Origin of the sequence: Micromonospora sp. NPDC050417 (assembly GCF_044458865.1) — a bacterium.
Taxonomy (GTDB): Bacteria; Actinomycetota; Actinomycetes; order Mycobacteriales; family Micromonosporaceae; genus Micromonospora_G.
On the sequence record NZ_JBITIH010000008.1, the window covers coordinates 224,119 to 248,110 of the forward strand.

Annotated in this window: 20 protein-coding genes; 8 read left to right on the top strand and 12 right to left on the bottom strand. The window is 70.3% G+C overall.

What is annotated here, in order from left to right; all coding sequences use genetic code 11:
- Positions 1-4: 4 nt before the first annotated feature.
- The gene (locus ACIBF5_RS13325; protein WP_396811220.1) at positions 5-406 is read right to left on the bottom strand and encodes a cold-shock protein; all 402 of its coding nucleotides are present in this window, start codon (positions 404-406) and stop codon (positions 5-7) included.
- Between the two features lie 104 nt (positions 407-510).
- Positions 511-1,071, bottom strand: coding sequence for a hypothetical protein (locus tag ACIBF5_RS13330; protein ID WP_396811222.1), 561 nt, complete (start codon positions 1,069-1,071; stop codon positions 511-513).
- A 778-nt stretch (positions 1,072-1,849) separates the two neighbouring features.
- Here ACIBF5_RS13330 and ACIBF5_RS13335 point away from each other — a divergent pair.
- The gene (locus tag ACIBF5_RS13335; RefSeq protein WP_396811224.1) at positions 1,850-5,170 is read left to right on the top strand and encodes a ThuA domain-containing protein; all 3,321 of its coding nucleotides are present in this window, start codon (positions 1,850-1,852) and stop codon (positions 5,168-5,170) included.
- 79 nt (positions 5,171-5,249) lie between these two features.
- Here the strand turns inward: ACIBF5_RS13335 and ACIBF5_RS13340 are convergent, their stop codons facing one another.
- The 5 genes from ACIBF5_RS13340 to ACIBF5_RS13360 all read right to left on the bottom strand — a co-directional run bounded on the left by ACIBF5_RS13340 (position 5,250) and on the right by ACIBF5_RS13360 (position 10,716).
- Positions 5,250-6,842 (bottom strand): right-handed parallel beta-helix repeat-containing protein, encoded by a 1,593-nt coding sequence (locus ACIBF5_RS13340; RefSeq protein WP_396811226.1) that lies wholly within the window; start codon positions 6,840-6,842, stop codon positions 5,250-5,252.
- 86 nt (positions 6,843-6,928) lie between these two features.
- Positions 6,929-7,624: a UDP-N-acetylglucosamine 2-epimerase gene (locus ACIBF5_RS13345; RefSeq protein ID WP_396811228.1), complete on the bottom strand. Its 696-nt coding sequence runs from the start codon at positions 7,622-7,624 to the stop codon at positions 6,929-6,931.
- Positions 7,564-8,193: a UDP-N-acetylglucosamine 2-epimerase gene (locus ACIBF5_RS13350; protein WP_396811230.1), complete on the bottom strand. Its 630-nt coding sequence runs from the start codon at positions 8,191-8,193 to the stop codon at positions 7,564-7,566. Before ACIBF5_RS13350 ends, ACIBF5_RS13345 begins: the two co-directional genes overlap by 61 nt.
- Positions 8,194-8,436: 243 nt before the next feature.
- The gene (locus tag ACIBF5_RS13355) at positions 8,437-9,756 is read right to left on the bottom strand and encodes a serine hydrolase (protein ID WP_396811231.1); all 1,320 of its coding nucleotides are present in this window, start codon (positions 9,754-9,756) and stop codon (positions 8,437-8,439) included.
- A gap of 150 nt (positions 9,757-9,906) precedes the next feature.
- A complete protein-coding gene (locus ACIBF5_RS13360; RefSeq protein WP_396811233.1) occupies positions 9,907-10,716 on the bottom strand; it encodes a TMEM175 family protein in 810 nt (269 codons plus the stop codon).
- A 13-nt stretch (positions 10,717-10,729) separates the two neighbouring features.
- On the opposite strand from ACIBF5_RS13360, the gene ACIBF5_RS13365 reads away from it, so the two are divergent.
- Positions 10,730-11,305 (top strand): type 1 glutamine amidotransferase domain-containing protein, encoded by a 576-nt coding sequence (locus ACIBF5_RS13365; protein WP_396811235.1) that lies wholly within the window; start codon positions 10,730-10,732, stop codon positions 11,303-11,305.
- 24 nt (positions 11,306-11,329) lie between these two features.
- Here the strand turns inward: ACIBF5_RS13365 and ACIBF5_RS13370 are convergent, their stop codons facing one another.
- The 3 genes from ACIBF5_RS13370 to ACIBF5_RS13380 all read right to left on the bottom strand — a co-directional run bounded on the left by ACIBF5_RS13370 (position 11,330) and on the right by ACIBF5_RS13380 (position 12,799).
- A complete protein-coding gene (locus tag ACIBF5_RS13370) occupies positions 11,330-11,617 on the bottom strand; it encodes a hypothetical protein (RefSeq protein WP_396811237.1) in 288 nt (95 codons plus the stop codon).
- Between the two features lie 79 nt (positions 11,618-11,696).
- A complete protein-coding gene (locus ACIBF5_RS13375) occupies positions 11,697-12,104 on the bottom strand; it encodes a YciI family protein (protein ID WP_396811239.1) in 408 nt (135 codons plus the stop codon).
- Between the two features lie 92 nt (positions 12,105-12,196).
- Complete coding sequence (locus ACIBF5_RS13380; RefSeq protein ID WP_396811241.1) at positions 12,197-12,799, bottom strand: TetR/AcrR family transcriptional regulator; 603 nt, start codon at positions 12,797-12,799, stop codon at positions 12,197-12,199.
- 140 nt (positions 12,800-12,939) lie between these two features.
- Between ACIBF5_RS13380 and ACIBF5_RS13385 the strand changes: the two genes are divergently transcribed.
- The 3 genes from ACIBF5_RS13385 (at position 12,940) to ACIBF5_RS13395 (ending at position 15,966) form a co-directional block, all read left to right on the top strand.
- The gene (locus ACIBF5_RS13385; RefSeq protein ID WP_396811244.1) at positions 12,940-13,776 is read left to right on the top strand and encodes an alpha/beta fold hydrolase; all 837 of its coding nucleotides are present in this window, start codon (positions 12,940-12,942) and stop codon (positions 13,774-13,776) included.
- 144 nt (positions 13,777-13,920) lie between these two features.
- Positions 13,921-15,072 carry a hypothetical protein gene (locus ACIBF5_RS13390; RefSeq protein WP_396811246.1) on the top strand — a complete coding sequence of 384 codons (1,152 nt, stop codon included), beginning with the start codon at positions 13,921-13,923 and terminating at the stop codon, positions 15,070-15,072.
- A 111-nt stretch (positions 15,073-15,183) separates the two neighbouring features.
- Positions 15,184-15,966, top strand: coding sequence for a hypothetical protein (locus ACIBF5_RS13395; protein WP_396811248.1), 783 nt, complete (start codon positions 15,184-15,186; stop codon positions 15,964-15,966).
- A gap of 89 nt (positions 15,967-16,055) precedes the next feature.
- On the opposite strand, the gene ACIBF5_RS13400 is transcribed toward ACIBF5_RS13395, so the two are convergent.
- Entirely contained in the window at positions 16,056-19,649 is a 3,594-nt protein-coding gene (locus ACIBF5_RS13400) for an ATP-binding cassette domain-containing protein (RefSeq protein WP_396811250.1), read from the bottom strand.
- Positions 19,650-19,897: 248 nt separating this feature from the next.
- On the opposite strand from ACIBF5_RS13400, the gene ACIBF5_RS13405 reads away from it, so the two are divergent.
- Positions 19,898-20,617 (top strand): hypothetical protein, encoded by a 720-nt coding sequence (locus ACIBF5_RS13405; protein ID WP_396811252.1) that lies wholly within the window; start codon positions 19,898-19,900, stop codon positions 20,615-20,617.
- A 52-nt stretch (positions 20,618-20,669) separates the two neighbouring features.
- Here the strand turns inward: ACIBF5_RS13405 and ACIBF5_RS13410 are convergent, their stop codons facing one another.
- Positions 20,670-22,784, bottom strand: a complete 2,115-nt coding sequence (locus ACIBF5_RS13410; RefSeq protein WP_396811253.1) for a heavy metal translocating P-type ATPase — start codon at positions 22,782-22,784, stop codon at positions 20,670-20,672.
- Between the two features lie 97 nt (positions 22,785-22,881).
- Between ACIBF5_RS13410 and ACIBF5_RS13415 the strand changes: the two genes are divergently transcribed.
- Both ACIBF5_RS13415 and ACIBF5_RS13420 read left to right on the top strand, forming a co-directional pair.
- On the top strand, positions 22,882-23,184 hold the full coding sequence (locus ACIBF5_RS13415) for a metal-sensitive transcriptional regulator (protein WP_121159280.1): 303 nt from the start codon (positions 22,882-22,884) through the stop codon (positions 23,182-23,184).
- A 70-nt stretch (positions 23,185-23,254) separates the two neighbouring features.
- The gene (locus ACIBF5_RS13420) at positions 23,255-23,986 is read left to right on the top strand and encodes an MBL fold metallo-hydrolase (protein WP_396811255.1); all 732 of its coding nucleotides are present in this window, start codon (positions 23,255-23,257) and stop codon (positions 23,984-23,986) included.
- The last annotated feature ends 6 nt before the right edge of the window (positions 23,987-23,992 follow it).

The window sequence follows — 23,992 nt, forward strand, 5'->3', positions numbered from 1 at the left end:
ACGGTCAGTTCTCCACCCATCCGTGTCGCTGGGCGAGCCCGGTGAGACTCTGCCGCAGCGCGACGATCTGCGCCCCAGTCAGGGTCGGTACGGCTTCGAGCAGCAACTCCGTCACCTCGTGCCGGAACCCGGCCGGGGTGAGCACATCACACATGCCGTCGTCGTCCGAGCGCTCGGATCCGCCCGGTACGGATTCGGGCAGGCTCACGCTGACCGTGGAGGCCATGGCCCGTTCCGTCTTGAGGATGCGAACCGCGAGGGCCTTCATGCCCCGGTCGCTCTCCACCGCTTCGAACTCCACCGGGACGCCCGGCGCGAAGGCGTACTTCTCGTCGCCCAGCACATTCGCGTGCACGAAGACGTCCTCGCCACCGTTGTCCGGCGTGATGAACCCGTACCCGCGCACCTCGTCGAACCGTATGAACCTACCCCTGATCACCGCACCCGATCCCGTCTCGCCCGATCTCCACCACACAGCGCGGCACCTATTACCGCGTCAACAGCATAGTGTCAATCTCCGCTCGCCGTGGCGGGCTCCCGGCTGGGCGCCACAGCGGGGGGCACGGCAGGCGCCTCGGCGGCGGTCAGCTCGGCGGCGAGCCGGCGGGTCTCCCGCTGGACGAAGAGCAGCGGGATGATGCCGAAAACCCCGAACGAGATGTCAATCAACTGCCACCACCAGGGGATCCCCCGGATCGGGCCGGCGATCAGCGCGAGCGGGACGATCGCGGCGCAGGAGATCATCCCGAAGTGGACCACCCAGACGTTGCGCACCGGATCCCGGTACGGGCCCCAGAACGCGACCGCGATGACGAGGTGCGCGAAGGCCAACCAGTCGGTGCCGTACGCGAGGAAGGGGAACTGGTCGTTGGTCGCGACGATGCCCCGGTGCACGTGGTCGATCCAGTCGACCAGCACCGGCAGGTACTCCGGCGCCGGTGACCAGTCGGCGTGCAGCAGTCGCACCAGCAGGCGGCTCTCGGCTTCGAGCGGGAAGGCGGTCACCCCGCTCAGGACCAGACCGACGACGAAGACGACCAACCAGGCGCGGATCCGGCTGAGGGTGGACACAGGCTGGAGCGTATCGAGGGGCCGGGGCAGGCAGGAACACCTGACCGACCACCTGCACAGAAGATTCACCAACCGTGTGACGTACGCCATGTCGGCTGGTCGACGGGATGCCGGAGGGCGACAGATCACCGCCGCCCGGAGGCTTCTGTTCGGCGTCGCAGTGACTTTCGTCAGTATCGACGGAAGTTAGTTGGTCATGGGTCTATCTTTCGTGTTGCCCACGGATTAAGGTTCTGTTTCAACCGGAACAGCTCCCATATCCCCTGCGTGGGGCCCTACCGAAACGTTTCAGCGGCGCATCGGCGGCGCCACTGTCCCCCACCCACTCCCGCATCGTCGCCGCGGCCCCGGCCGCGAGGAAGGTAGCGAGACATGGACACGACAGAGCCCGGCCGCTTGCACACACCCCCCTCGTCTCTCGCGACGAGATGAGCCGGTAAGACGCGGTCGTAGCGACCCGTCCGTACCCGGAACTCGGCCGCCGCTACGCGGCTGAGCCCTGAGCCCCGCCGCACGGACGGCGGTGGAGCCGGCGCGTACCGAGCCGGCTCGGGAATCAGAGAACATGGTTCGTCGTGGCGGCGCACGCGACCACCGCCAACGGATCGACTCCGCCGCCACCAGCCGGCGAGCGGTGACGGACCAGGCGAGAACACACACCATCCATGACGGATGCGTCACCGCGCCCGACGACGGCAACCGAACCGCGGCACCGGGCCCCGAACGGGCCCGGCCGACGGCGCGACCGCATGCCCGCTCCACACCCCCGGAGGAATGCATGACAAGACCACTGCGCCGGTGGCTCGCCGCCACGGTCGGCGCCGCCATCACCATCCCCGGCCTCGTCGCCGCCCCCGCCAGCGCCGCACCCGACCAGGGCGCCGCCGAGGAACGCCTGGTCAGCGAGGAGAACGGACCGGCGGCGCTGCGCTCAACCGCCCGCGCCCCGCAGACGTACGGGGTGCTCGTCTTCACCAAGACCAGTGGCGCTCGCCGCTCCTCCATTCAGGACGGTGTTCGTACGATCAAGGCACTCGCCGACGCCAACGGCTTCACCGCCACGGTCACCCAGGACGCCGCCGCGTTCACCCCGGCGAACCTCGACAACTACCGGGCGGTGGTCTTCCTCAACACCACCGGCAACGTGCTCAACCCGACCCAGGAAGCCGCCTTCGAGGCGTACGTCAAGGCCGGTGGCGGGTACGTCGGCGTCCACGCCGCCGCCGAGACCGAGCCGGACTGGGCCTTCTACCAGAACCTCGTCGGGGCGAAGGCCTCCGGCGCGGCCAGCGTGGAGGAGGGTGTGGTCGAGGTCGCGGACCGGGTGCACCCCGCCACCGAGGCGGTGCCGCAGACGCTGACCCTCACCGAGGAGTGGTACAACTTCACCGCCAACGTCCGGGGTTCGTCGCACGTGCTCGCCACCGCACAGGAGAAGAGCTTCGCCGGCGGCACGATGGGCTTCGACCACCCGGTGAGCTGGTGCAAGGACTACCAGGGCGGACGCTCCTTCTACACCGGACTCGGCCACTCGATCGAGACGTACCGGGTGGGCGGCTTCAAGAAGCACCTGCTCGGCGGCATCCAGTGGGCCGCCGGCGTGGTCGAGGGCGACTGCGGCGCGACCGTACTCGGCAACTACGAGAAGGTCACGCTCAACGACGAGCCCGGCGAACCGATGTCGCTCTCGGTCCTGCCCGACGGGCGGGTGCTGCACAACACCCGTGGCGGTGAGATCCGGCTCTACGACCCGGCAACCGGCGCCAGCCCGGTCATCACCACCATCCCCGTCTACCAGCACGACGAGGACGGGCTCCAGACGATGACCATCGCGCCCGACTTCGCCACCAGCAAGTGGGTCTACATCTACTACTCGCCGGTGCTGAACACCCCCGTCGACAACCCGGCCACGCCCGGTGTCAACGAGGGCGACGCCCCCGCGACCAGCACCGACCCGACCGTCTGGGACAAGTTCAAGGGCTACAACCAGCTCTCCCGGGTCAAGTTCGTCGACGGCCCGAACCCGCACCTGGACATGTCGACCGAGCAGCAGATCCTGCGGGTCGAGACCGACCGGGGCATCTGCTGCCACGTCGCCGGCAAGGTCAAGTTCGACGGCAAGGGCCTGCTCTACCTGATCACCGGTGACGACACCAACGCCAGCGGCTCGGACGGCTACGTCCCGATCAACGAGTCCCCCACCCAGGGCCCCGGGTACGACGCCCAGCGCTCCTCCGCCAACACCAACGACCTGCGCGGCAAGCTGCTGCGGATCAAGATGAAGGAGAACGGGACCTACAGCATCCCGGCTGGCAACCTCTTCCCGGAGAACACCGACTACGACAACAAGACCCGCCCGGAGATCTTCCTGATGGGCCTGCGCAACCCGTTCCGGTTCGACGTCGACAACAACGGCTTCGTGTACGTCGGCGACTACTCGCCGGACTCGCGTACCTCCAGCCCGACCCGGGGACCGGAGGGCACCGGCCGGTGGTTCGCCACCAACAAGGCCGCGAACTACGGCTGGCCGTACTGCTACTCGCCGAGCCTGCCGTACATCGACTACGACTTCGTCACCCGTACCTCCGGGCAGCCGTTCAACTGCGGTGCCCCGGTGAACAACTCGCCGCGTAACACGGGTCTCGCCACCCTGCCGGCGGTGGCGCAGCCGCAGTTCTGGTACACCTACGAGGCCCGGACCACCTGCGCCGGGGCGTACCTGCAGAACCCGCCGACCGTCTGTGACTTCAAGTGGCCGGTGATCGGCACCGGTGGCGTCGGCCCGCACGGCGGCCCGATCTACTCCTACGACGAGGCGAACACCTCGGAGACGAAGTTCCCGGAGTACTACGACAACAGCGTGGTCTTCGGCGAGTTCACCCGCGACAAGCTCTTCATGATGCGCACCAACGGCAGCGGCCAACTGGCCGGGGTGGAGCAGTTCCTGCCCGGCGTCGTCTTCGACAACCCGATGGAGATGGAGTTCGGCCCGGACGGCAACCTCTACGTGCTGGAGTACGGCGACGGCTTCTTCCGGGCCAACCCGGACGCCCAGCTTTCGATGATCCGGTACGTGAAGGGCACCCGTTCACCGATCGCGCAGCTCTCCGCCAACCCGACCTCCGGCCAGGCCCCGCTGCCGGTGCGGTTCTCCAGCGCCGGTTCGTCCGACCCGGACCCGGGTGAGTCGATCTCGTTCGCCTGGGACTTCGACAGCAACGGCACGGTCGACTCGGCCGACCCGAACCCGACGTACACCTACACCACCAACGGGGTGTACAACGCCAAGCTGACGGTGACCGACTCCAGCGGCAAGACGGCAGTGCTGACCAGGGAAATCGTGGTCGGCAACACGGCGCCGACGGTGACCGTGACGGTGCCGGCAGGCGGGACGTTCTTCAACTGGGGCGACACGGTCCCGTACACGGTCACGGTCACCGACCCGGAGGACGGGACGATCGACTGCGGCCGGGTCACGGTCGCCTTCGTCCTCGGTCACGACAGCCACGGCCACGGTGAGACCGAGACCACCGGCTGCACCGGAACCCTGCCCACCCCGGCCGACGGCGCCGACCACGCCGGCGGCTACCTCTACGGCGGGATCAGCGCCACCTACACCGACCTGGGCGCGGGCGGCCAGCCGGCGCTGACCACGGTCGGCCAGACGGTCATCCAGGTACGGCGGCAGCAGGCCGAGCACGCCCAGGTCCAGCAGGGCGTGACGATCGCGGCCAGCACCGACACCGGTGGCGGATCGCAGGTTGGCGGCATCGACGCCGGTGACCACATCGCGTTCGAGCCGATCAACTTCGCTGGCGTCAGCACGGTGACGTTCCGCTACTCGGGCGGTTCCGCGACCACGGTCGGGCAACCGCGCGCCAACGTGGAACTTCGGGTCGGCTCGCCGACCGGTGCCCTGGTCGCCACCGCCACGTTGAACGCCACCAGCGGCAACGGCGCGTACGCGAGCCAGTCGGTGCCGGTGAACCACCCCGCCGGCACCCAACGGCTCTACCTGGTGTTCACCCCGGTCGCCGGTGGTCCGACCACCGGCCTGGTGAACCTGAACTGGGTCGAGTTCGGCAGCACCACCCCGTAACCACCCGCCCCGCACCTGATACCGAACGGGTGGTTGTCCGTGTACCCGGGCAGCCACCCGTTCGGCGTGCGGCACCCGGTCAGGCGAACTCCGGAGTCTCGATCCGGGTGGCGGCGACGGCGTTGCAGGCGAAATCGTTGTCCTGGATGTCGGCCGAGCCGTGCGGGCCCTCGCCGGTGACCAACAGCCCGTGCGTCTGGGTCTTCCGTTCCTGACTGTCCCAGACCCGGTTGTGGCGCAGGGTGAGATCCGAGGTGGTCGAGGCGAGGGTGATGCCGGCCCGCCGGATCGGCGCGTCCGGCAGTTCGTAACGCTCGCCCGCCGGGGGCGTACCTCCGGTCCAGGCGGTGGTGGCACCGGGCCGGACCGGTGCGAGCAACAGTTCGGTGCGGGTGTTGGTCGCCACGACGGCGGTCCGGTGACCAATCCGCACAACCTTGCCCCGGTGCCCGTCGACGGGCCAGTCGGCGCCGGTGTCCCGCACGGAGGTAGGGGTGTAGCTGACCGTCTCCCCCGCCGCGCTGTCAGCGCCGGCCGAACGCCGGCCGTTGTCCCGGATCCGGTTGTTGACGATGGCGCCGTCGGTCAGTCCGGCGTCGATCCGGATTCCGTCGAGCCCGTTCTCCCAGATCTCGTTCCCGTCCAGTACGACCTCGCGGCCCGGGATCGGGTTCCGGGCGAGATTGTGCTCGCAGTAGCCGTACCGGCCGTTGCGGCTGATCCGGTTTCCCCTGACGACGTACCGTCCCGGGGTGTTGCCGATACTCATCCCGTCGATGATGTTCGCGTCGATGACACAGTCGGCCACGATGCCGCCCCGTCCGGCGACCCCGGACGTGCCCTGGGCGGAGACGTCGAACCCGGCCTCGTGGTTGCCGATCATGGTGCAGGCGCTGACGATCAGGCCCTCCGCCCCCCAGTCGGAAATGCCGAAACGGTTGTCCTCGACGTGGCACCCGACGATCCGAATTCCGCGCGGCGGCACCCAGTCCGGCTTCTGCAACTCCAGGAATATGCCGTTGGTGCCGTTGCCGACCGCGGTGCAGTTGGCGACGGTCAGTCGCTCGCTCTCCCCCCAGCCGCCGATGCCGATGCCGATGCCGGCGCCGCCCATCTGCTGCCCGGTGTCGAGCCGACCGCAGCGCAGCACGTGCACCGCCTCCACCATCGTGTCCTGGAGGAAGTCGCAGCCGAGACCGGTCGCGGCGGTGTCGTGGATGTAGAGGTCGCGGAACCGCCCGCGCTGTACGTACTGCAGGCCGAGGCCCTTGGCCAGGTAGTCGTAGCGGGCCAGTTTCACACCGGACCCGTCGATCTCGAAGCTGGCGAAGGTGGCGTCGGTGATGCAGTTGTCCCGGCTCGCGCCGTGCTGCACGGTGGTGAAGTAGGCCAGCGGTGTCGGGTCGACCCGGTTCCCCTCGTTGCTGAGGACGAACCTGGTGGCTCCGATCCCGGCGCCGATCAGCGAGATCCCGCTGCGCCACACGGTGCCGGCGTCCCGGATCGAATAGGTGCCGGGTGGGCAGTGGACGACCCTCGGCTGACCGTCCGCCACGTACGCGTCGCCGAGCGCGTCGACCAACGCCTGGAGCGCCGGCTGGTCGTTGGTGACACCGTCACCCCTGAGGCCGTGCTCGCGGGCGTTGTAGACCGTACCTCCAGCCAGCGACACGTACGTCCCCCTCCGACGCCCCCGCATTCCCCGCTTCCGGCCTCGGATAACTCCCCCATCGCCCCAGCCGCGTCAGAGGGGACGAACTACGCGACGCGGAGCGGGACGTTCTTCAACGCCGGAGCCACCGGAGCCACCGGTACGGGTAGCCGGGTCGGTTCGGCCGGTTTCGTCGGCAGGGTGAGCAGGTCGGCGATGGCCGCGGCAGCGCGTACGCTGGCCTGCCCGTCGCCGAAGGCGGACGTACGTTCGACGAGCGAGCGTACGGCGAGTTCCTCCGCCGCGGCGGAGACGATCCGTTCCGGGTCGGTGCCGACCAGGGTGCCGTAGCCGGAGCTGATGATCTCGGGGCGCTCGGTCGTCTCCCGGGTGACCAGCACCGGTACGCCGAGCGTGCCGGCCTCCTCCTGCAGGCCGCCGGAATCGGTGATCACCAGATCCGCGACGCTCAGCAGGCCGATCATCTCCGGGTACGGCAGCGGTGGGGTGAGCCGGATGCCGGGAGTCCGTCCCAGTTGGGCGGTCACCTCCGCGCCGAGCGTCGGGTTCGGGTGGGTGACCATGACGATCTGGGCGTCGGGGTGGCGGCGGGCCAGGTGCCGCAGGCCGGCGCAGACACCGAAGACCCCGCCGCCCCAGTTCTCCCGCCGGTGCAGGGTGGCCACGATCAGCCGCCGGGTCGGGTCGATCCAGCGGGGCGGCTGGGCCAGGCCGTGGTCGATCAGGTGGTGCAGCGCGTCGACCACGGTGTTTCCGGTGACCACGATCCGGTCCTCCGGCACCCCCTCGTCGAGCAGGTGCCGGTGCGCGGTCGGGGTGGGTGCCAGGTGGAGGGCGGCGGGCCCGGCCCCCCAGGGCCCGGTGGGCCCCGCGGGGGAGGGGGCGGGCCCGGGGGGGGGGGGCCGCCCCCCCCCCCCGGCCCGCGCCCCCCCTCCTCGGGGAAGGGCCGGTCCAGGTCGTGCGTACGCAGACCGGCCTCCAGGTGCACCACCGGTAGGTGATGCCAGAAGGCGACCACTCCGCCGACCAGCGCGGTCAGGGTGCCGCCCTGGACCACGACAGCGGCGGGACGGTGCTCGGCGAGCACCGCGTCGGTCGCCGTAACGAGCGCGGCGGCGAGTTCGGCCAGAGATCCCGTGTGCCGTACGGGTTCGAGCGTCACCTCGGCGGTGAGGCCGAAGGGTGCCAGTGCCTCTCCGACCCGGCCGGGGTGCTGACCGGTGTCCACCACGGTGGCGGTGAAACGGGTGTCCAGCCGCAACTGACGTACCAGTGGGGCTGTCTTCACCCCCTCCGGCCGGGTGCCAATCAGAACCATGACCTCCGCCGAGGTCGAACCGCTGCCGCGCATCCTGGTCCTCAGCCTTCCAGCGCCTGCGATCGACGCCCGAAGGCAGCGGGCAGTGGGGCGACGATGTGGCCCGTGTGCCGTCCGTGCATGTGAAACCCCCCGTGTAGCTGTGGTGACGCCAGTGTCACGCTAACCAGCTAAACGGACGTTTGCCGCATAAATTGCCAAACTCCCCACTGAAAGGAAGGGCCCCTTGTTATCGCTTTCGGTAGAGGAAGGGCCCCTTCCTAACGAGGGCGGGGGTCAGTTAGGGGTCGGGGCGGGACCGAAGCCGGTGACGGCCGGGGGTACGAGGTAGTCGTAGACCGCGCGGGCCAGTTGACGTACGGTCTCCGCGCCAGTGGCCTCGGGCCCGGAGGTGACGAACGCGACCGCGACCTCCGAGTGCGGGATCAACAGGTAACCGACGTCGTGCGAGGCGTCCGGCAGTTCACCGGTCTTGTGCGCGACCGGCACGCCGGGCGGCAACGCGGCCGGGATCTTCGTGTTGATGGTCTGTTCGAGCATGAACGAGATCATCAGTGCCCGGGACACCGGCGAGAGAATGTTCCCGTCCCAGACCGCGCCGAGCAGGCTGACCACGTCGTCGGCGGTGAGGTAGTTCTCCTCGCCCCGCGCGGCGGCGGCCGTGTCGAGCATCCGGCGGTTCAACGCGGTCTGCTTCAGCAGCATCGTGTCGATCAGCGCGTTCACCCGTACGAACCCGTTGAGATAGTTGATCAACACGTTCGCGGCCGTGTTGTCGCTGTAGATGATCATGTAGCGGGCCAACCGGTACAGCGTCACCACCTGAGGAAACGTCTCGTACTGGAGCTGCCCGCTGCCGCCCACCACATCCTTCGGCTCGACCAGCACACCGTCGTCGAGCCGCTGCCACCCGCAGTCGACCTCCCGCAGCAACTCGGTCAGGATCCAGAGCTTGATGACACTCGCCGCCTTGGGACGGAAGGTGCCGTTGACCTCGATCTGCTGGTCGCCGTACCGGCCTGAGAGATCACGTACGGCGACGCCGGTCGGGTTCGGTGAGGCGGCCACGATCTCCCGTAGGCGTTCGGTCAGCGGCAGCAACCTCGCGCCGCGCTCGCGGTCGACCGGCGGTTGCGGGTTCGTCACCACCTCGCCGGTGAGCACCTCGGGTTCCCGACCCGGACGGCTGATCTCGACCGTTCCCTCGGTCCGGCCGCGCAGCGGCACCCGGTAGGCGTAACTGACCTCGCCGACCGTCACCCGTCCGCTGGCGACCCCCTCGGAGACCAGCATGCCCTGATCGAGAACGCGGCCGGTGTCACCGTCGCAGCCCCGGTACCGCACGATCCGTTCGGCCGCGTCGACGGCGAAGATGGCGTTCGTCGTGGCGAGCCACGCGAGCCGGGTCCGGGCCGGTGCGCCGGCAGAACCATCCGGTACGCCCACACCGTCGTCGGGGCGCGCGGTCGCACCGGAACGCGCCGGCGCCGGCATCGCGGTGACGGCAACCAGGGTCGTCAGGACGAGAATGGCGAGGCGGCCGAAGAGCAGACCGGCAAACGCCATGGTCCGTGCGGGTCGTCGGTTCTGGTTCACCCGGGCAACGTAGCCAGCGGCGTGGGCTGGTCGGAGCGGCTCGGCGACGGGGTCACCCAACCGTGCGTACGCCCCCGGCGGGTCGCGATCGCAACCCGCCCGACACGGCCGACACGGCCCCGGTAGATCCCGGTCGCACGTCACCGTCGACTAGCCGTGTCGGTCGGAGACCCGGCGCGCGACGGGCGACGCGTAGTACAGGCCGACGCTGGTGATGCCGTAGAACAGGGGCAACACGATGAAGATCACCAGGCCGACGAGCGGCACGACCAGGTATCCGACGACGCCACCCGCGACATAGAAAATGACCCCGACCAGGGCCCGGACCCGTTCGACCGGAAAGAACCTGTCGTGCACCCCCTCCTCGACCAGATCTCGATGCTTCGTCAGGTATTGGAAGAACACCAACCAACTGCAACAGAGCAGCGCGCCGACCGCGGCGTAGAAGGCGATGGCGGCACGCTGGTCCGCCGAGTTCTCCTCCTGTAGCGCGCGTGAGACGACGGCCGTCGGAAACGGCAGCAGCGCCGCGGTGAACAGGACGAACAGGTTCGCCCAGTGCAGACCGCGATCGGCCTGCCGAATGCGACTGAACACGGCCTTGTGGTTCAACCAGACGACGGCGACGTACAGGTACGACGACACGTACGCGCCATAGGCGGGCCATTGGTCCAGCAGCCCGGAAAGCAACCGGCCGGGCTCGACGTCCGGTACCCGGAGATCCAGCACGAGCAACGTGATGACGATCGCGAGGACCGCGTCGCTGAAACCCTCGGCGCGGCTGGTATCCGACCTGGTGCCGATATCACCCAACTGGCCGCTCACGGGCGCTGGATACCCGTAGGAAAAAGTCGCAACCAGACGACCTGCAAGGCGATCGTTTGTGCGTTCCAGCACCGGGAACGCGATGGGGAACGAGCCCCGCGCGCCGCCCGCGCCGCCTTTGTGCGGCGCCGTCAAGGAGGCCCCTCTCATGGCAAAGAAGCAGAAGCCGTTGCAGGGCAAGAGAATCGCGTTCCTCGCCACGGACGGTGTCGAGGAGGTGGAATACCTCCAGCCGCGAGCCGTCGCGGAACGAGCGGGCGCCGAGGTGTACCTGATCTCACTCGCGCCCGGCGAGATCCAGGCCATGAACCACGACCTGAACGTCGCCGGTCGGCACGCGGTCGATCGCACCGTGGCCGAGGCCGATCCGGCCGACTACGACGGCCTGGTGCTGCCAGGCGGGACGATCAACCCGGACCGCCTCCGGGTGAACGCGACCGCGATGGCGTTCGTCCGGGCGTTCTTCGACCAGGACAAGCCGGTGGCGGCGATCTGTCACGGCCCGTGGTCACTCGTCGAGACCGGCATGGTCGATGGTCGGACCGTCACCTCGTACCCCAGCCTGCGTACGGACATCGACAACGCGGGCGGTCTCTGGGTCGACCGGCAGGTCCAGGTCGACGACGGTCTGGTGACCAGCCGCAGCCCCGACGACCTGCCGGCGTTCTGCGACAAGATGGTGGAGGAGTTCGCCGAGAGCCACGTCGGCCAACTGACCTTCTGACCTCCCCGCACCGCTCCGGCCGGGTCATCCGCCCGGTCCCGAGTTGCCCGCACGCGCGATCTCGCCGGCGGAGAGGCCGCCCAGCAGCCGCAGGGTCAGGGCCACCCTCGCCTCGACCGGCAGCACCGGGTGCGCCGCCGTGAAGATCAGCCGCAACAGGTCGTCGCCGATGTGGTCGTCGAGTGCGTCGTCCAGCTCCGCCTCGGCGTACTCCTGGCGGATCTCCACCTCACGGCCGAGCAGATCGAGTTTGGTCGCGTACGTCCGTTGCCGCCGCAGCAGGTCGACCGCCCGGTGTTTCGCGGTCGCCATCAGCCCTGCGGGCAGCCTCCACGGCAGGGCCGGGTGGTGGATCGGTGACCGTCACGACCACCGATCCAACACCATCGCGCTACTGCTCCCGCGCAGGCGCGAAGTCCTCCGGGCCGTACACCTTCAGGACTTCGGCCTCCCCCTCCCAGCCGGGCCAGAGATCCCGGTGCACCGTCATGAACCGCGAGGTCCACTCGACCGCTTCCGCCCTGGTCCGCACCTCGTAGAGCGCGTAGCTGATCACTTCCTTCGCCTCGGCGAACGGCCCGTCGGTCACGCTCAGGTTCCCGGCCGAGACGGTGACCCGCGCGCCGGCCGTGCTCGGAGCCAGCCCGGCGGTGTCGAGCAGACTGCCCGAGTTGGTTGCCTCCTCACCGAGCTTGGTGATCGCGGCCATCAGCTCCGGCGGTACGGGAGTGTCCGGCTTGGCGGCTCGAAGCAGCGCGAGATAACGCATGGTGGCACTCCTCTTCGTGGTCAGGACCATCGTCCCTCCCGTTCGGCGAAGGCGGGCCGTTCCGTACCGGCTCGCTACCTGTTGCTCGAACGGGGCAACCGCGATTCGACGCCGACGGGCCCCTACCGCCCGGTGAGGGTGCCGGGTCGTTCGCCCAGAGCCACGCTGATCAGGATCTCCGCCGCCTGCCGCGCCTGCCCGGCTGCCTCGTTCGTCCCCGCGATGGCGGCCGTCGTCTGCGCTCCCTCGGCGAGGATCGCCAACTGCGGTGCGAGCCAGTCCGGTCCCCCGGCCTCGGCGACGATCCTGGCCAGTCGCTCCTGGAACTCCGCCTTGTGCCCTCGGGCGATCTCCGCGATCCGGGGCGTGGTGGCGCCGAGTTCGCCGAAGGAGTTGATGAAGACGCACCCACGAAAGTCGTCCTGGTCGAACCAGCGGGACAACATGTCGTAGATGGCGAGCAGGCGCTGCCGTGGGTCGTCCACCTGGACCGCCCGCTCGACCAGCGCGTTCCACGTCTCGTGCCGGCCCGCCAGAACCTGTTCGACGATCGACTCCTTGGACGGGAAGAGCCGGTAGATCCGCTTGAGTGACACGCCGGCCTCGGCACGCAGCGCGTCCATCCCGACGGCCTGGATGCCGAGGGAGTAGTAGAGCCGGTCCGCCGCGGCCAGCACCCTGGCGCGTACGGCGTCGTCGTCGAGTACGGGGCTCGCTGCGGCCACTATTCCCACCTCCGTCGGATCGACCCGTGACACCTCTCACCCCACCGATGGCGGTCCGGGTAGTGCGCCGAGAACGATCGTTATCTAGGCTACTACACGAGGCGAGAACGACCGTTCTCCACGATTTACCGGAGGCAGAGATGCCCTTCATCACCGTCGGTACCGAGAACAGCGCCACCATCGACCTCTACTACGAGGACCACGGCACGGGTCAGCCGGTCGTACTCATCCACGGCTACCCCCTCGACGGGCACTCGTGGGAGAAGCAGAGCGCGGCGCTGCTCAAGGCCGGCTACCGGGTCATCACCTACGACCGCCGTGGCTTCGGTCGCTCCAGCCAACCCACCGTCGGCTACGACTACGACACCTTCGCCGCCGATCTGAAGGTCGTACTCGACACACTGGACCTCACCGACGTGGTCCTGGTCGGTTTCTCCATGGGCACCGGCGAGGTCGGCCGCTACCTGGGGACGTACGGCTCCGGTCGGATCGCCAAGGCGGCGTTCCTCGCCTCGCTGGAGCCGTTCCTGCTCAAGACCGACGACAATCCGACCGGTGTGCCACAGGAGGTCTTCGACGGCATCCTCGCCGCCGTCACCGCCGACCGGTACGCGTACTTCGCGGACTTCTACCGGAGCTTCTACAACACCGACGAGAACCTCGGCACCCGGCTCTCCGAGGAAGCGCTGCACAACAGCCTCAACGTCGCCGCCGGAGCCTCCTGGTTCGCGTCCAGCGCCGCCGTGCCGACCTGGGTCACCGACTTCCGGGCCGACATCCCCCGGATCGACGTACCCACGCTCATCCTGCACGGCACCGCCGACAACATCCTGCCGATCGACGCGACCGCCCGCCCATTCCGCGAACTGCTGCCGCAGGCCGAGTACGTCGAGGTGGACGGGGCGCCACACGGCCTGCTCTGGACCCACGCCGACGAGGTCAACGACGCGCTGCTCGGCTTCCTCGCGAAGAAGTAGCGGCCGGTGACGTCAATGGGGGGCGGCGTGACGTCCGTGGGAGCGGCGTGACGTCCGTGGGAGCGGCGTGACGTCCGTGGGGGCGGCGCGGGTGGGGAACGCCGCCCCCACGGACGTACCCGTGCCAGATGACAGACTTGCGCGATGTTGCGCGTCGGAATCCTGGTAGCGGCACTGCTCGGCAGCACGGCCACCGCGTCGTTCGCCGCACCACCGCACCAGCGGGCGGAGACGTCGACAGCGGCACTGGCGACGGTGACGCGGGTCGCGCCGACCGAGGTCTGCACGATCAGCGACGAACGACTGGTCGAGATCTCCGGTCTGGCCACGACCGACGAGGGTTTCGTCGCGGTCAACGACAGCACCGACCTGGAGAGCCGCCGGAAAATCTTCTTCCTCGACCAGCGGTGCCGGGTCACCCGGACGGTCTCCTACCCGAGCCTCCCCCGGGACACCGAGGACATGGCGGTCGCCCGCGACGGGACGATCTGGATCGCCGACATCGGCGACAACGACCGGGACCGGACAACCGTCGGATTCTGGCGACTCGCCAGCGGGGCGAAGTCTCCCGTGCCGTACCGGTTCTCGTACCCCGACGGTCCACACGACGCCGAGGCACTGCTGCTCGACGGCGACGGCACGCCGATCATCGTGACCAAGGACCCCGGCCTCCCCCGGCTGTACGCGCCCGAGCAGCCACCGAGCGCGGGCGCGACCGTACCGCTGCGCAAGGTCGGGCAGTTCAACCTTCCGCTGACCCGTACCAGCAATCCGTGGTCCGCGCTGGGCCGCCTGGTGGTCACCGGCGGCGCCACCGCACCGGACGGCAGCCGGGTGGTGCTTCGCACGTACGCCGACGCGATCGAGTTCGACGTGACCGACGGCAAGGTCGCCGAGGCGGTCACCACCGGCACACCCCGGATCACCCCCCTGCCGGACGAGCCCCAGGGCGAGTCGATCACGTACAGCCGGGACGGCAACTCCTTCCTGACCGTCTCCGAAACCGTCGACCAGCCCTCCTCCACGACCGCGACCATCCTCCGCTACACCCCGACCGCCAGATCCGCGCCGAGCGCAGGCGTCAACGAACCACCGGCCACGGGTACGTCCGCGCCGGGCGAGGCGACTGCGAGCGCGACCGCCCCAGCCGCCGAGGCGGCAACTCCGGAACAGGAGGAGATGGTCGGCATCGCCCGGCTGATCATCGGCATCGGTATCGGCCTGCTGGTCGTCGGCACCATCGCCGTGGTCGCGATACTGGTCACCGGTCGGCGGTCCCCCCGCCCTCCGCGCTGACCGAGACAACCGACCCGCAAGACGCCAACCCTCAACCGGCATGGTCGCGGCGGGCTGTGGGGTAGTAGTCGCCTCGACATCCCCAGCACGATCCGTACCGAGGAGGCGACGATGGTGAGCCGTACCACGACCAGGGTTCCGCGATCGGCGGCTGCCCTGCTGTCCACCGCCATGCTCCTCTCCGCCTGCGGTTGGCATGACGGGCGGGGCGGGCACGACTGCCGAGGCGACGAACGCGGCGAGCGGCCCGGCGTCGCCTGCCCGACCTCGCCCGACCGGGAGGACGACCACACGGTCATCGGGGCCGCCGACGGCCGGCGGGAGGCCACCCTCGACCTGGTCAACGGGTCCGACGTGGTACGCGTACGCGCCGCCGACCTCGGCGACGACCTCTACCGGATCTCCACCGGACCCGACGCCAGGGTGAGGCCCTCGGTTCACGTCGATGGTGACACCGTGCTGGCAGGCTTGGCCGGTACGGGACGCGGCGGCCCGGCGGTGGTGAGCATCGTGCTGAGCGACGCGGTCCGGTGGCACGTCCGGCTCGGCGGCGGCGCGGGCGAGGAGACGGTCGACCTGAGCGGCGGACGGATCGCCGAGGTCGAGTTCAGCGCCGGCACGAATCGCGCCGAGGTGACCCTGCCGCCGCCGGGTGGCACCGTGCGGGTGGTGATGAGCGGCGGGGCGAGTCAGTTGCTGGTCCACCTCACCGGCGACGCACCCGTACGGGTCCGGGCCGGCGGCGGGGCGGGCACCGTGACCGTGGACGGCGCCAGCCGTACCGGGGTGGCCGGTGGCACGGTCATCACTCCGCCAGCCTGGGCAGGCGCCACCGACCGGTACGACATCGACGCCACCGCCGGTGTCTCCACCCTCACCGTCGACCGGCGCTGACCCCACCGTCCCGCCCCCGCGCCGCACCCGCCGACGCGTGTTAGGAAGGGCCCCTTGTTATACAAAAAGCGATAACAAGGGGCCCTTCCTTACCCCGCTAGGTGGCCCCAGTGGGTTTCGAGGTCCCGCCAGGTGCCCTGGGCCACGGCCGCACCCTCGATCAGCACCACGACCAGATCGGCCTGGGCCAACGCGGCGCGCTTCGACGTCGACCCGACGACGGTCACGCCGTGTCCGCGCAGTGCCCGCCAGAGTTCCAGTTCGGTGGTGACGTCCAGGGCGGACGAGACGTCGTCGGCGATCAGCAACTCCGTACGCGGTGCCAGCGCCCGGGCCAGGGCGAGCCGCTGGAGCTGACCGCCGGAGAGCCGGGTTCCCTTGTGTCCGATCAGCAGCCCGAGCCCACCCCCGACCGCGGCCAGGTCGTGCTCCAACTGGGCGGTGGAGACCGCACCGGCCGCGTCGACCTCGTGGCCGAGCCGGATGTTGTCGGCGACCGTACCGGAGAGCACCCGGGGCAGTTGTGCGACGTACCCGACCTGGTTCGGGCGGAGGAAGTGCTCGGGCTCGGTGACCGGTTGCCCGTTCCAGCGCAGCGCCCCGGTGTGGTGGACGATCCCGGCCAGCGCACGCAGCAGCGACGACTTGCCCGCACCCACCGGACCGACGACCAGCACCAGTTGTCCGGTTTCGACGGTCAGGTCGACGTCGCGGACACCGACGGTGCCGTCCTCGTGGACAGCGGTGAAACCGACCAGGTCCAGCCGGCGCAGCGGATGGCGCGGCGGCGCCACCGGAGCGGGCGCTGTTCCGGCCGAGATGTCCACGCCCGGCACGGCGGCCGAGTACACGCCGACCCCGCTCATCGCCACCGTACGACGGGTCCAGACCTGGGCCGAGGGGATCTGCGAGACCAGGGAGGCTGTGGTCCAGGCGAACCACCGCGCGGCACCCAGGGTGGAGACCGCCACCAGGGTCGCGCCCGACGACAGTGAGCCGGAGAGGTAGAGCGCCCAGGCCGCGATCGGCAGCAGGCCACCGATCATCGACGGGGTCGACCTGGCCCAGACCATGGTGGAGATCTCCCGCCGCTGCCGGTCGCTGCGGACGACGTCGAGCCGGGCCAGGTGGGCCAGGACCGGCTCGCTCGCGCCGGCGAGCTTCACCGTCCGCGCCGCCGACAGCGACGACACCAGCGCGGTGGCGAAGGCGGCGCGGGCCGCGACCGTCTTACGCGCGGAACGTTCCAGCAGCGGCCCGAACAGGGCGGCGGCCAGCCCGGAGACGAGCATCGTGCCGCCGAAGAAGAGGGCCGGCACCAGCGTCCCCGAGACCACCGTCATCGAGATCAGCAGTACGAAGCAGGCCGCCTGGTCGAGCAGGTTGTCCGCCAGCATCACCACCCGCTCGGTGTCGCCGCCCTGGGCGACGACCTCGGCCGGGGTGTGCGCGCTGACCCGCCGTGGTCCGGTCTGGCCGTGCACGAGTCGCAGGCCGATCCGCAGCATCTGTCGGACCCACCACTCCGGGAACCACCGCGCGGTGTAGTACGACATCGGCACGGTGAGCAGCAACCCGGCCACGACCCCGACGGCCGGCCAGAGCGGATCGCCGAGTCCGTCCACCAGGTCTGCCCAGAGCCACGGCATGATCGCGCCGTCCAGGCCGAGCAGCACCATGAACACGAACAGCAGGAGCGCACCGAGCCCGAAACGGGGGTCGTTGGCGGCGAGTCGGAAGATCTCCCGCAGCGTCCGGGCCGGCGCCGGCTCCGGCAACGGCGGCGGGTCGGCCTTCGGCGCGGCGGCGAGTCGCTCCCGTACCACCTGGATCGGCGGGTGGTCCGCGACCTCCCGGTCCGTCGGCGCCGGTACGGTCTCCGCCCCGAGATCCTCCCCGAGCGGCCAGGCGTCGAGTTCCGGATCGGTACGGGCCAGGGCACTGCTCGCGCCGACCCCGGCACCGACCCCGACCGGGCGCTCGACCCGGCGGGCCGGTTCGGCGTGCACCGCGGCCTGACCGCTCGCCAGCAACCGGGCGAACCGTTGCGACGCCCGGAGCGGCCCCGCCTCAAGCACCTCGCCGTCGGCGAGTACGACCACGTCGTCGCAGCGCCGGACCGACGAGAGGCGGTGCGCGATGACGATGCCGATCCGATCCTGGAGCAGTCGCTCGGTGGCGGCCTGTACGCGGGCCTCGGTGACCGGGTCCATCCGGGCGGTGGCCTCGTCGAGGATCACCACGTGCGGGTCACGAACCAGGATCCGGGCGAACGCGACGAGTTGCTCCTGGCCGGCGGAGAGGACGTAGCCGCCCTCACCGAGCTTGGTCTCGATCCCGTCGGGCAGGTCGGCCACCCAGTCGGTCAGGCCGAGTTCGTGCAGCGCCCGCGTGGCTTGTTCACGTAGCTCGGGGTCGAACAGGGCGACGTTCTCGGCGAGCGTCCCGGCCAGGATCTCGGTCCGCTGCGGGACCACCCCGATCCACCGGCGCAGGCCCTCGATGTCGAGGTCGAGCAGGTCGGTCCCGCCCAGGAAGACGGTTCCACGGGGTACGTCCACCGCCCGCGTGAGCACCTTGGCCAGCGTCGACTTGCCCGAGCCGGTCCGCCCGATCAGGGCGTACGAGTGTCCCCGGACGAAACTGAGCTGTACGTTCCGGAGCGCACTCCGCTGCTCGCCGTCGGCGGCGGTGCTGCCGTAGCCGAACGTGAGGCCGCGTATCTCCAGGTCACCGTCGGTCGGGGCGGCGCCTCCGGTGGGCTCCTGCGGCGAATCGCGCAGCAACTGCACGCGTCCCCAGGCGCCGAGGGCGTACTGCAACTCGGGCACCATCCGGCTGACATGCTCGATGGTCGCGCCGAAGGCGAGGGCGAGCAGCCAGACGGCGGTGAGTCGGGCACCGTCGACCCGGTCGGTGGCGAGCGCCCAGACCCCGCCGAGCACCACAGCGGCGATGCCGGCCCGGGTCACTCCGACCGCGATGGTGGCGACCTGGGCCGACATGCCCCACACCACCCGCGCCCGGGCCAGCACCTCGCTGGCACGTTGGGCGAAGGCCCGCAGCACGTACGGTCGGGCCAGGCTGGTCCGGATGTCGTCCTGGCCGTGGATCGACTCCTCCATCACGGCGGCCAGGTCGGACCAGGCTTCCTCCTCGTGCATCCGGGCTGGCCCGATCCGCTGGGTCGGGGCGCTCAGCCCGAACGCCAGCAGCGCGGCGAGCACCAGCATCACCAGTCCCGCCGGCCACCAGACGCCGATCGCGACCACGATCGAGAGCAGCCCGACGGAGAGCATCTGGGCGATCCTGACACCGCTGCCGCGCAGTTCGGAGGCGACCTGGTAGACGTCGCCGTCGATCCGGTCGAGCAGTTCGCCGACGGGTGTGGTCTCCAGTCTCGGCAGGTCCTGTCCGAGCGCGACCCGGCAGAGCCGGCGGCGTACGTCGGCCGCCCAGTCGGCGGTCAGCCCTGCGGCGACGAGTCCCACCACCAGGTCGCTGAGGACCGCGACGACCAGCGCGGCGGCGAGCACGGCGAAGAGTGCCGCCGAGCGGCCCAGCAGGACCGGCCCGGCCAGCGCCGACGCGCTGGCCTGCCCGACGGCGCCGAGCACGATGAGGCAGGCCACGGCCGCTACCCGGCGCGGTGAGGTGGCCCACAGATCGCGGAGCAGGCGCATCGAGGCTCCCGGGCGTAGGCGGTGGAGGGCCTCCAGACTGGCCGGAAATCCGGGATCACTCAACGCAATTACGGCTGATGAGACCGGCCGGGGCCTCGGGGCGGTGTCGCTGGGGGCGGCCCGGTGCCGTGCCGCACCGGGAGACGGTGGCGGTGGTTCGCCCGGTCGACCCGGTGGTTCTCCCGGATTCGTGCCGGGTACGGTCGCGCCCCGGTTCGGTGGGCGCCGTGGGCCGCAGAGTCATCGGCATGACCTCGTCTCGTGGCCGCGTCGCCGGCCTGCTCGTCAGCCTCACTGCCGTTGTCTTGCTCGGGGCCGGCTGCGGCGTCATCAGCACCGTCCAGAACGCCGTCGACACCGCGGGCACCCTGTCCGGGTTCGCCGACCGGCTCGGCAAGGCTGCCGAACTGACCTACACCGCCGACTACACGATCGTCGGCGCCGAGGGGGGCACGATCACCCTCGCCCAGCAACCGCCCAGGTCGGCGTTGAGCAACGGCGACAACCGCCTGATCAGTACGACCGAAAGCATGATCATTTGCGACGACGGCGAATGCCAACGAACCCCGAACAACGCCGCTGCCTCGGCCGGACCGGACGCCGCCGCGGTCGCCGGAGTAGCCGGTCCGGCGTTCGTCACCCCGGAACTCGCCCTCGGCCTGGTGGCCGCCGCCGCGATCGTGCCGAACACCGACGTGGACACCTCGGAGAAGAAGATCGCCGGGCAGGACTCGCTCTGCGCGGACGTCACCGGAATCTCCGACCCCCAGGGCGGCACCGAGGAACTGCTCCAGGACTTCTCGGTCTGCGTCACCGAGTCCGGCGTACTGGCCTCGTTCTCCGGGAACTCGAACACCGGCGCGCACGGTGCGCTGGAACTGGTGAAGTACTCGGAGAGCGTCGACGAGGCGCTGTTCGCGCCGCCGTCGGGTGCGAAGGTCGTGGACATCCCGGGACTCGGCGGATAACCGCCACCGGATCGGCAGGGCCCCGGCGAGTGCCGGGGCCCTGCGTCCGCTTCTACTGCCGCTCGGGTGCGAGCCGGACCGCGCGCAGCAACTGGGCGTTGAGGGCGACCACGATGGTGGAGGCGGACATCAGCACCGCGCCGACCGCCGGGCTGAGGGTCAGCCCGGCGAAGGCCAGCACCCCGGCGGCGAGCGGGATCGCGACGATGTTGTAGCCGGCGGCCCAGCCCAGGTTCTGCAACATCTTGCGGTAGGAGGTCTTGGAGAGCCGGATCACCCCGGTCACCCCGCGCGGGTCCGACGAGGCGAGCACCACCCCGGCCGACTCGATCGCCACGTCCGTACCGGCACCGATGGCGATGCCGACGTCGGCCCGGGCCAACGCCGGCGCGTCGTTGACCCCGTCGCCGACCATCGCCACCCGCAGTCCCCGGGCCTGGAGGTCGGCCACCGCCCGGTCCTTGTCCGCCGGGAGGACCTCGGCGAAGACCTCGTCCACCCCGGGGCGGAAACCGAGGTCGGTGGCGACCGCGTCGGCCACCGACCGGGCATCCCCCGTGATCATGACGATCTTCCGTACGCCCTGCTGGCGCAGTTGCACGATCGCCTGCCGGGCCTCGGGTCTGATCTCGTCGGCCAGTCCCAGGGCGCCGAGCACCTCGGCTTGCGCACCGCCCGTCCGGACCAGGTGCAACACGGCGGCACCCCGCCCCGACCAGGCACCGGTCTCGGCGGCCAACTCCGACGGCACCTGTACGTCCAGTTCGCGCAGGAGGGCGGGACCGCCGACGGCGTACTCGAAGCCGTCGACGGTGGCCCGGACGCCGCGCCCGGTCAGCGACCGGAACCCGGTCGCGGCGGCGGTCAGGCCGCGCTCCGCGGCGGCGGCGGTGATCGCGCGGGCCAGCGGATGTTCGCTGTCGGCCTCGACCGCCCCGGCGAGGCGGAGCACCTCGTCGTCGGTGTGGCCCGGCGCGGCGGCGAGTGCGGTGAGCGTGTGCACGCCCCGGGTCAGGGTCCCGGTCTTGTCGAAGAGCACCGCCTGCACGGTGCGCATCCGCTCCAACGCCAGCCGGTCCTTGACCAGGATGCCGGACTTGGCGGCGACCGCCGTGGAGAGGGCGATCACCAGCGGGATCGCCAGCCCGAGCGCGTGCGGGCAGGCGATCACCAGCACCGTGACGGTACGCACCACGGCCTCGTTGACGTCGCCGAAGGCGGCCCAGGCGGCGAAGGTCAACACGGCGGCGGAGATCGCGACGTAGAACAGCAGCGCGGCGAACCGGTCCGCGAGGACCTGTGCCCGTCCGCTCGACGCCTGGGCCTGCGCGACCAGCCGTTGGATCCCGGCCAGCGCGGTGTCGTCGCCGACGGCCGTGACCCGGACCCGGATCGACGAGTCGGTGGCCACCGTGCCGGCCACCACCCGGTCGCCGACGTTCCGCCGCACCGGCCGCGACTCCCCCGTGATCATCGATTCGTCCAGTTCGGCGCCGCCGTCGGTGACCTGCCCGTCGGCCGGCACCCGGGCACCCGGCCGTACCAGCACCCGGTCGCCCACGCGCAGCCCCGGCACCGGCACGCGTTCCACCCGCCCGTCGTCGCCGACCCGTTCCGCGTCGTCGGGCAGGAGCGCGGCGAGGGCGTGCAGGGCGCCCCGGGCCTGGCCGATCGCCTTCATCTCCTGCCAGTGGCCGAGCAGCATGATGGTCACCAGCGCGGCCAGTTCCCACCAGAAGTCGAGGTCGAACGCGCCGGCCGTGGTGGCGAGCGAGGCCACGTACGCGACGGTGATCGCCATGGAGATCAGCAGCATCATGCCGGGTGCCCGGTCCCGGATCTCGCTGATTCCGCCGGCCAGGAAGGGCCAGCCGCCGTAGAAGAAGACCACCGATCCGAGGACCGGGCCGATCCACGACATGCCGGGAAAGTCGAGCTGGTAGCCGAACCAGTCCATGACCATGTGGCTGGTGACCACGATCGGGACGGTGAGCGCCAGGCTCAGCCAGAACTTCCGCCGGAACATCTCCGGATCGTGCCCGGCGTGCTTGTCGTGCCCGGTGTGCCCGTCGTGCGTCGGGTGCCGGTTCTGGTCCCGGTGCGCGGCGTGATCCTGGTGCGGCTCGCTCTCCGATCGGCCCGGCTCGTACGCCATGTCGGGTCGCATTCCCATCGCCTCCTCGACATCACCTCACTGATACCCCCAGGGGGTATCGGGCGAACGAACCCCAGCATACCCCCCGGGGGTTAGCTATAGTCAATGGATGACCACACCCGCCCCGACCCCGACCCGCGGTTACACCGCCACCAAGGACCAACTCCTGTCCCGGCTCCGACGCGTCGAGGGGCAGGTACGCGGCGTCGAGAAGATGGTGGACGAGGACCGCTACTGCATCGACGTCCTCACCCAGATCTCCGCCGTCCAGGCCGCCCTCGACAAGGTCGCCCTCGGCCTGCTCGACGGACACATCCGGCACTGCATGCACGAGGGCGCCGCCGAGGGACGTGCCGACGAGATGGCGACCGAGATGATGGCCGCGGTCGGCCGACTCATGAACCGAGGCTGACCGCCTCACCGGGACTGGGCCGATCTCCGGCTGGACCAGGGCATCGACCGCCGGTGCTACCGTCCGCCTCGTGCGCGAATCGTTGCGTCATCTCGCCGGGCGGGTGTGGTGGTATCCCCACGACGAGGACGAGGACAAGGTCCAGGGCGGGGTCGCGGTCATCGTCGACGACAGCGGCAGCATCCTGGTCGACGCCGGCAACGCTCCGACGACCGCACGGCAGATCCAGGCCGCGATCGAGGCCGCCGGGTTGCCGGCCGTACGGCGACTGGTCTACACCCACCACCACTGGGACCACGTGTGGGGGGCATGTGCGTGGCCGGACGTCGAGATCATCGGTCACCGGGCCGGCGCCCGCCTGCTGGCCGAGGAGGCGCGACGCCCGTGGAGTCACCAATACCTGCGCGAACAGGTGGAACGCAACCCCCGGCTCGGCCCCAGCTTCTCCGCCCGAGGCCGAGCGATGCCGGACTGGGAGGGCTTTGTCGTCCTGCCCCCGCACACCACGTTCGACGACACCCTCACCCTCACCACCGACGTCGAGATACGGCACGTCGGCGGTCGGCACGCCGAGGACTCGACCGTCGTCGCGGTGCCGGACTCCGGGGTGCTCCTGCTCGGAGACAGCTACTACCCGCCCCCGTACCACCTCCTGGAGCCGGGGGACGGACCCGATGTCGCGCTGGTCCGGTGGCTGCTTGACGAAGGGCGGTACGGCCACTACGAGTGGTTTGTGGACAGTCACGACCACCCGCACCGCACGCGGGACGTACGGGAGTTGCTCCGCGCCGCCGAAGGCTGAACCCGA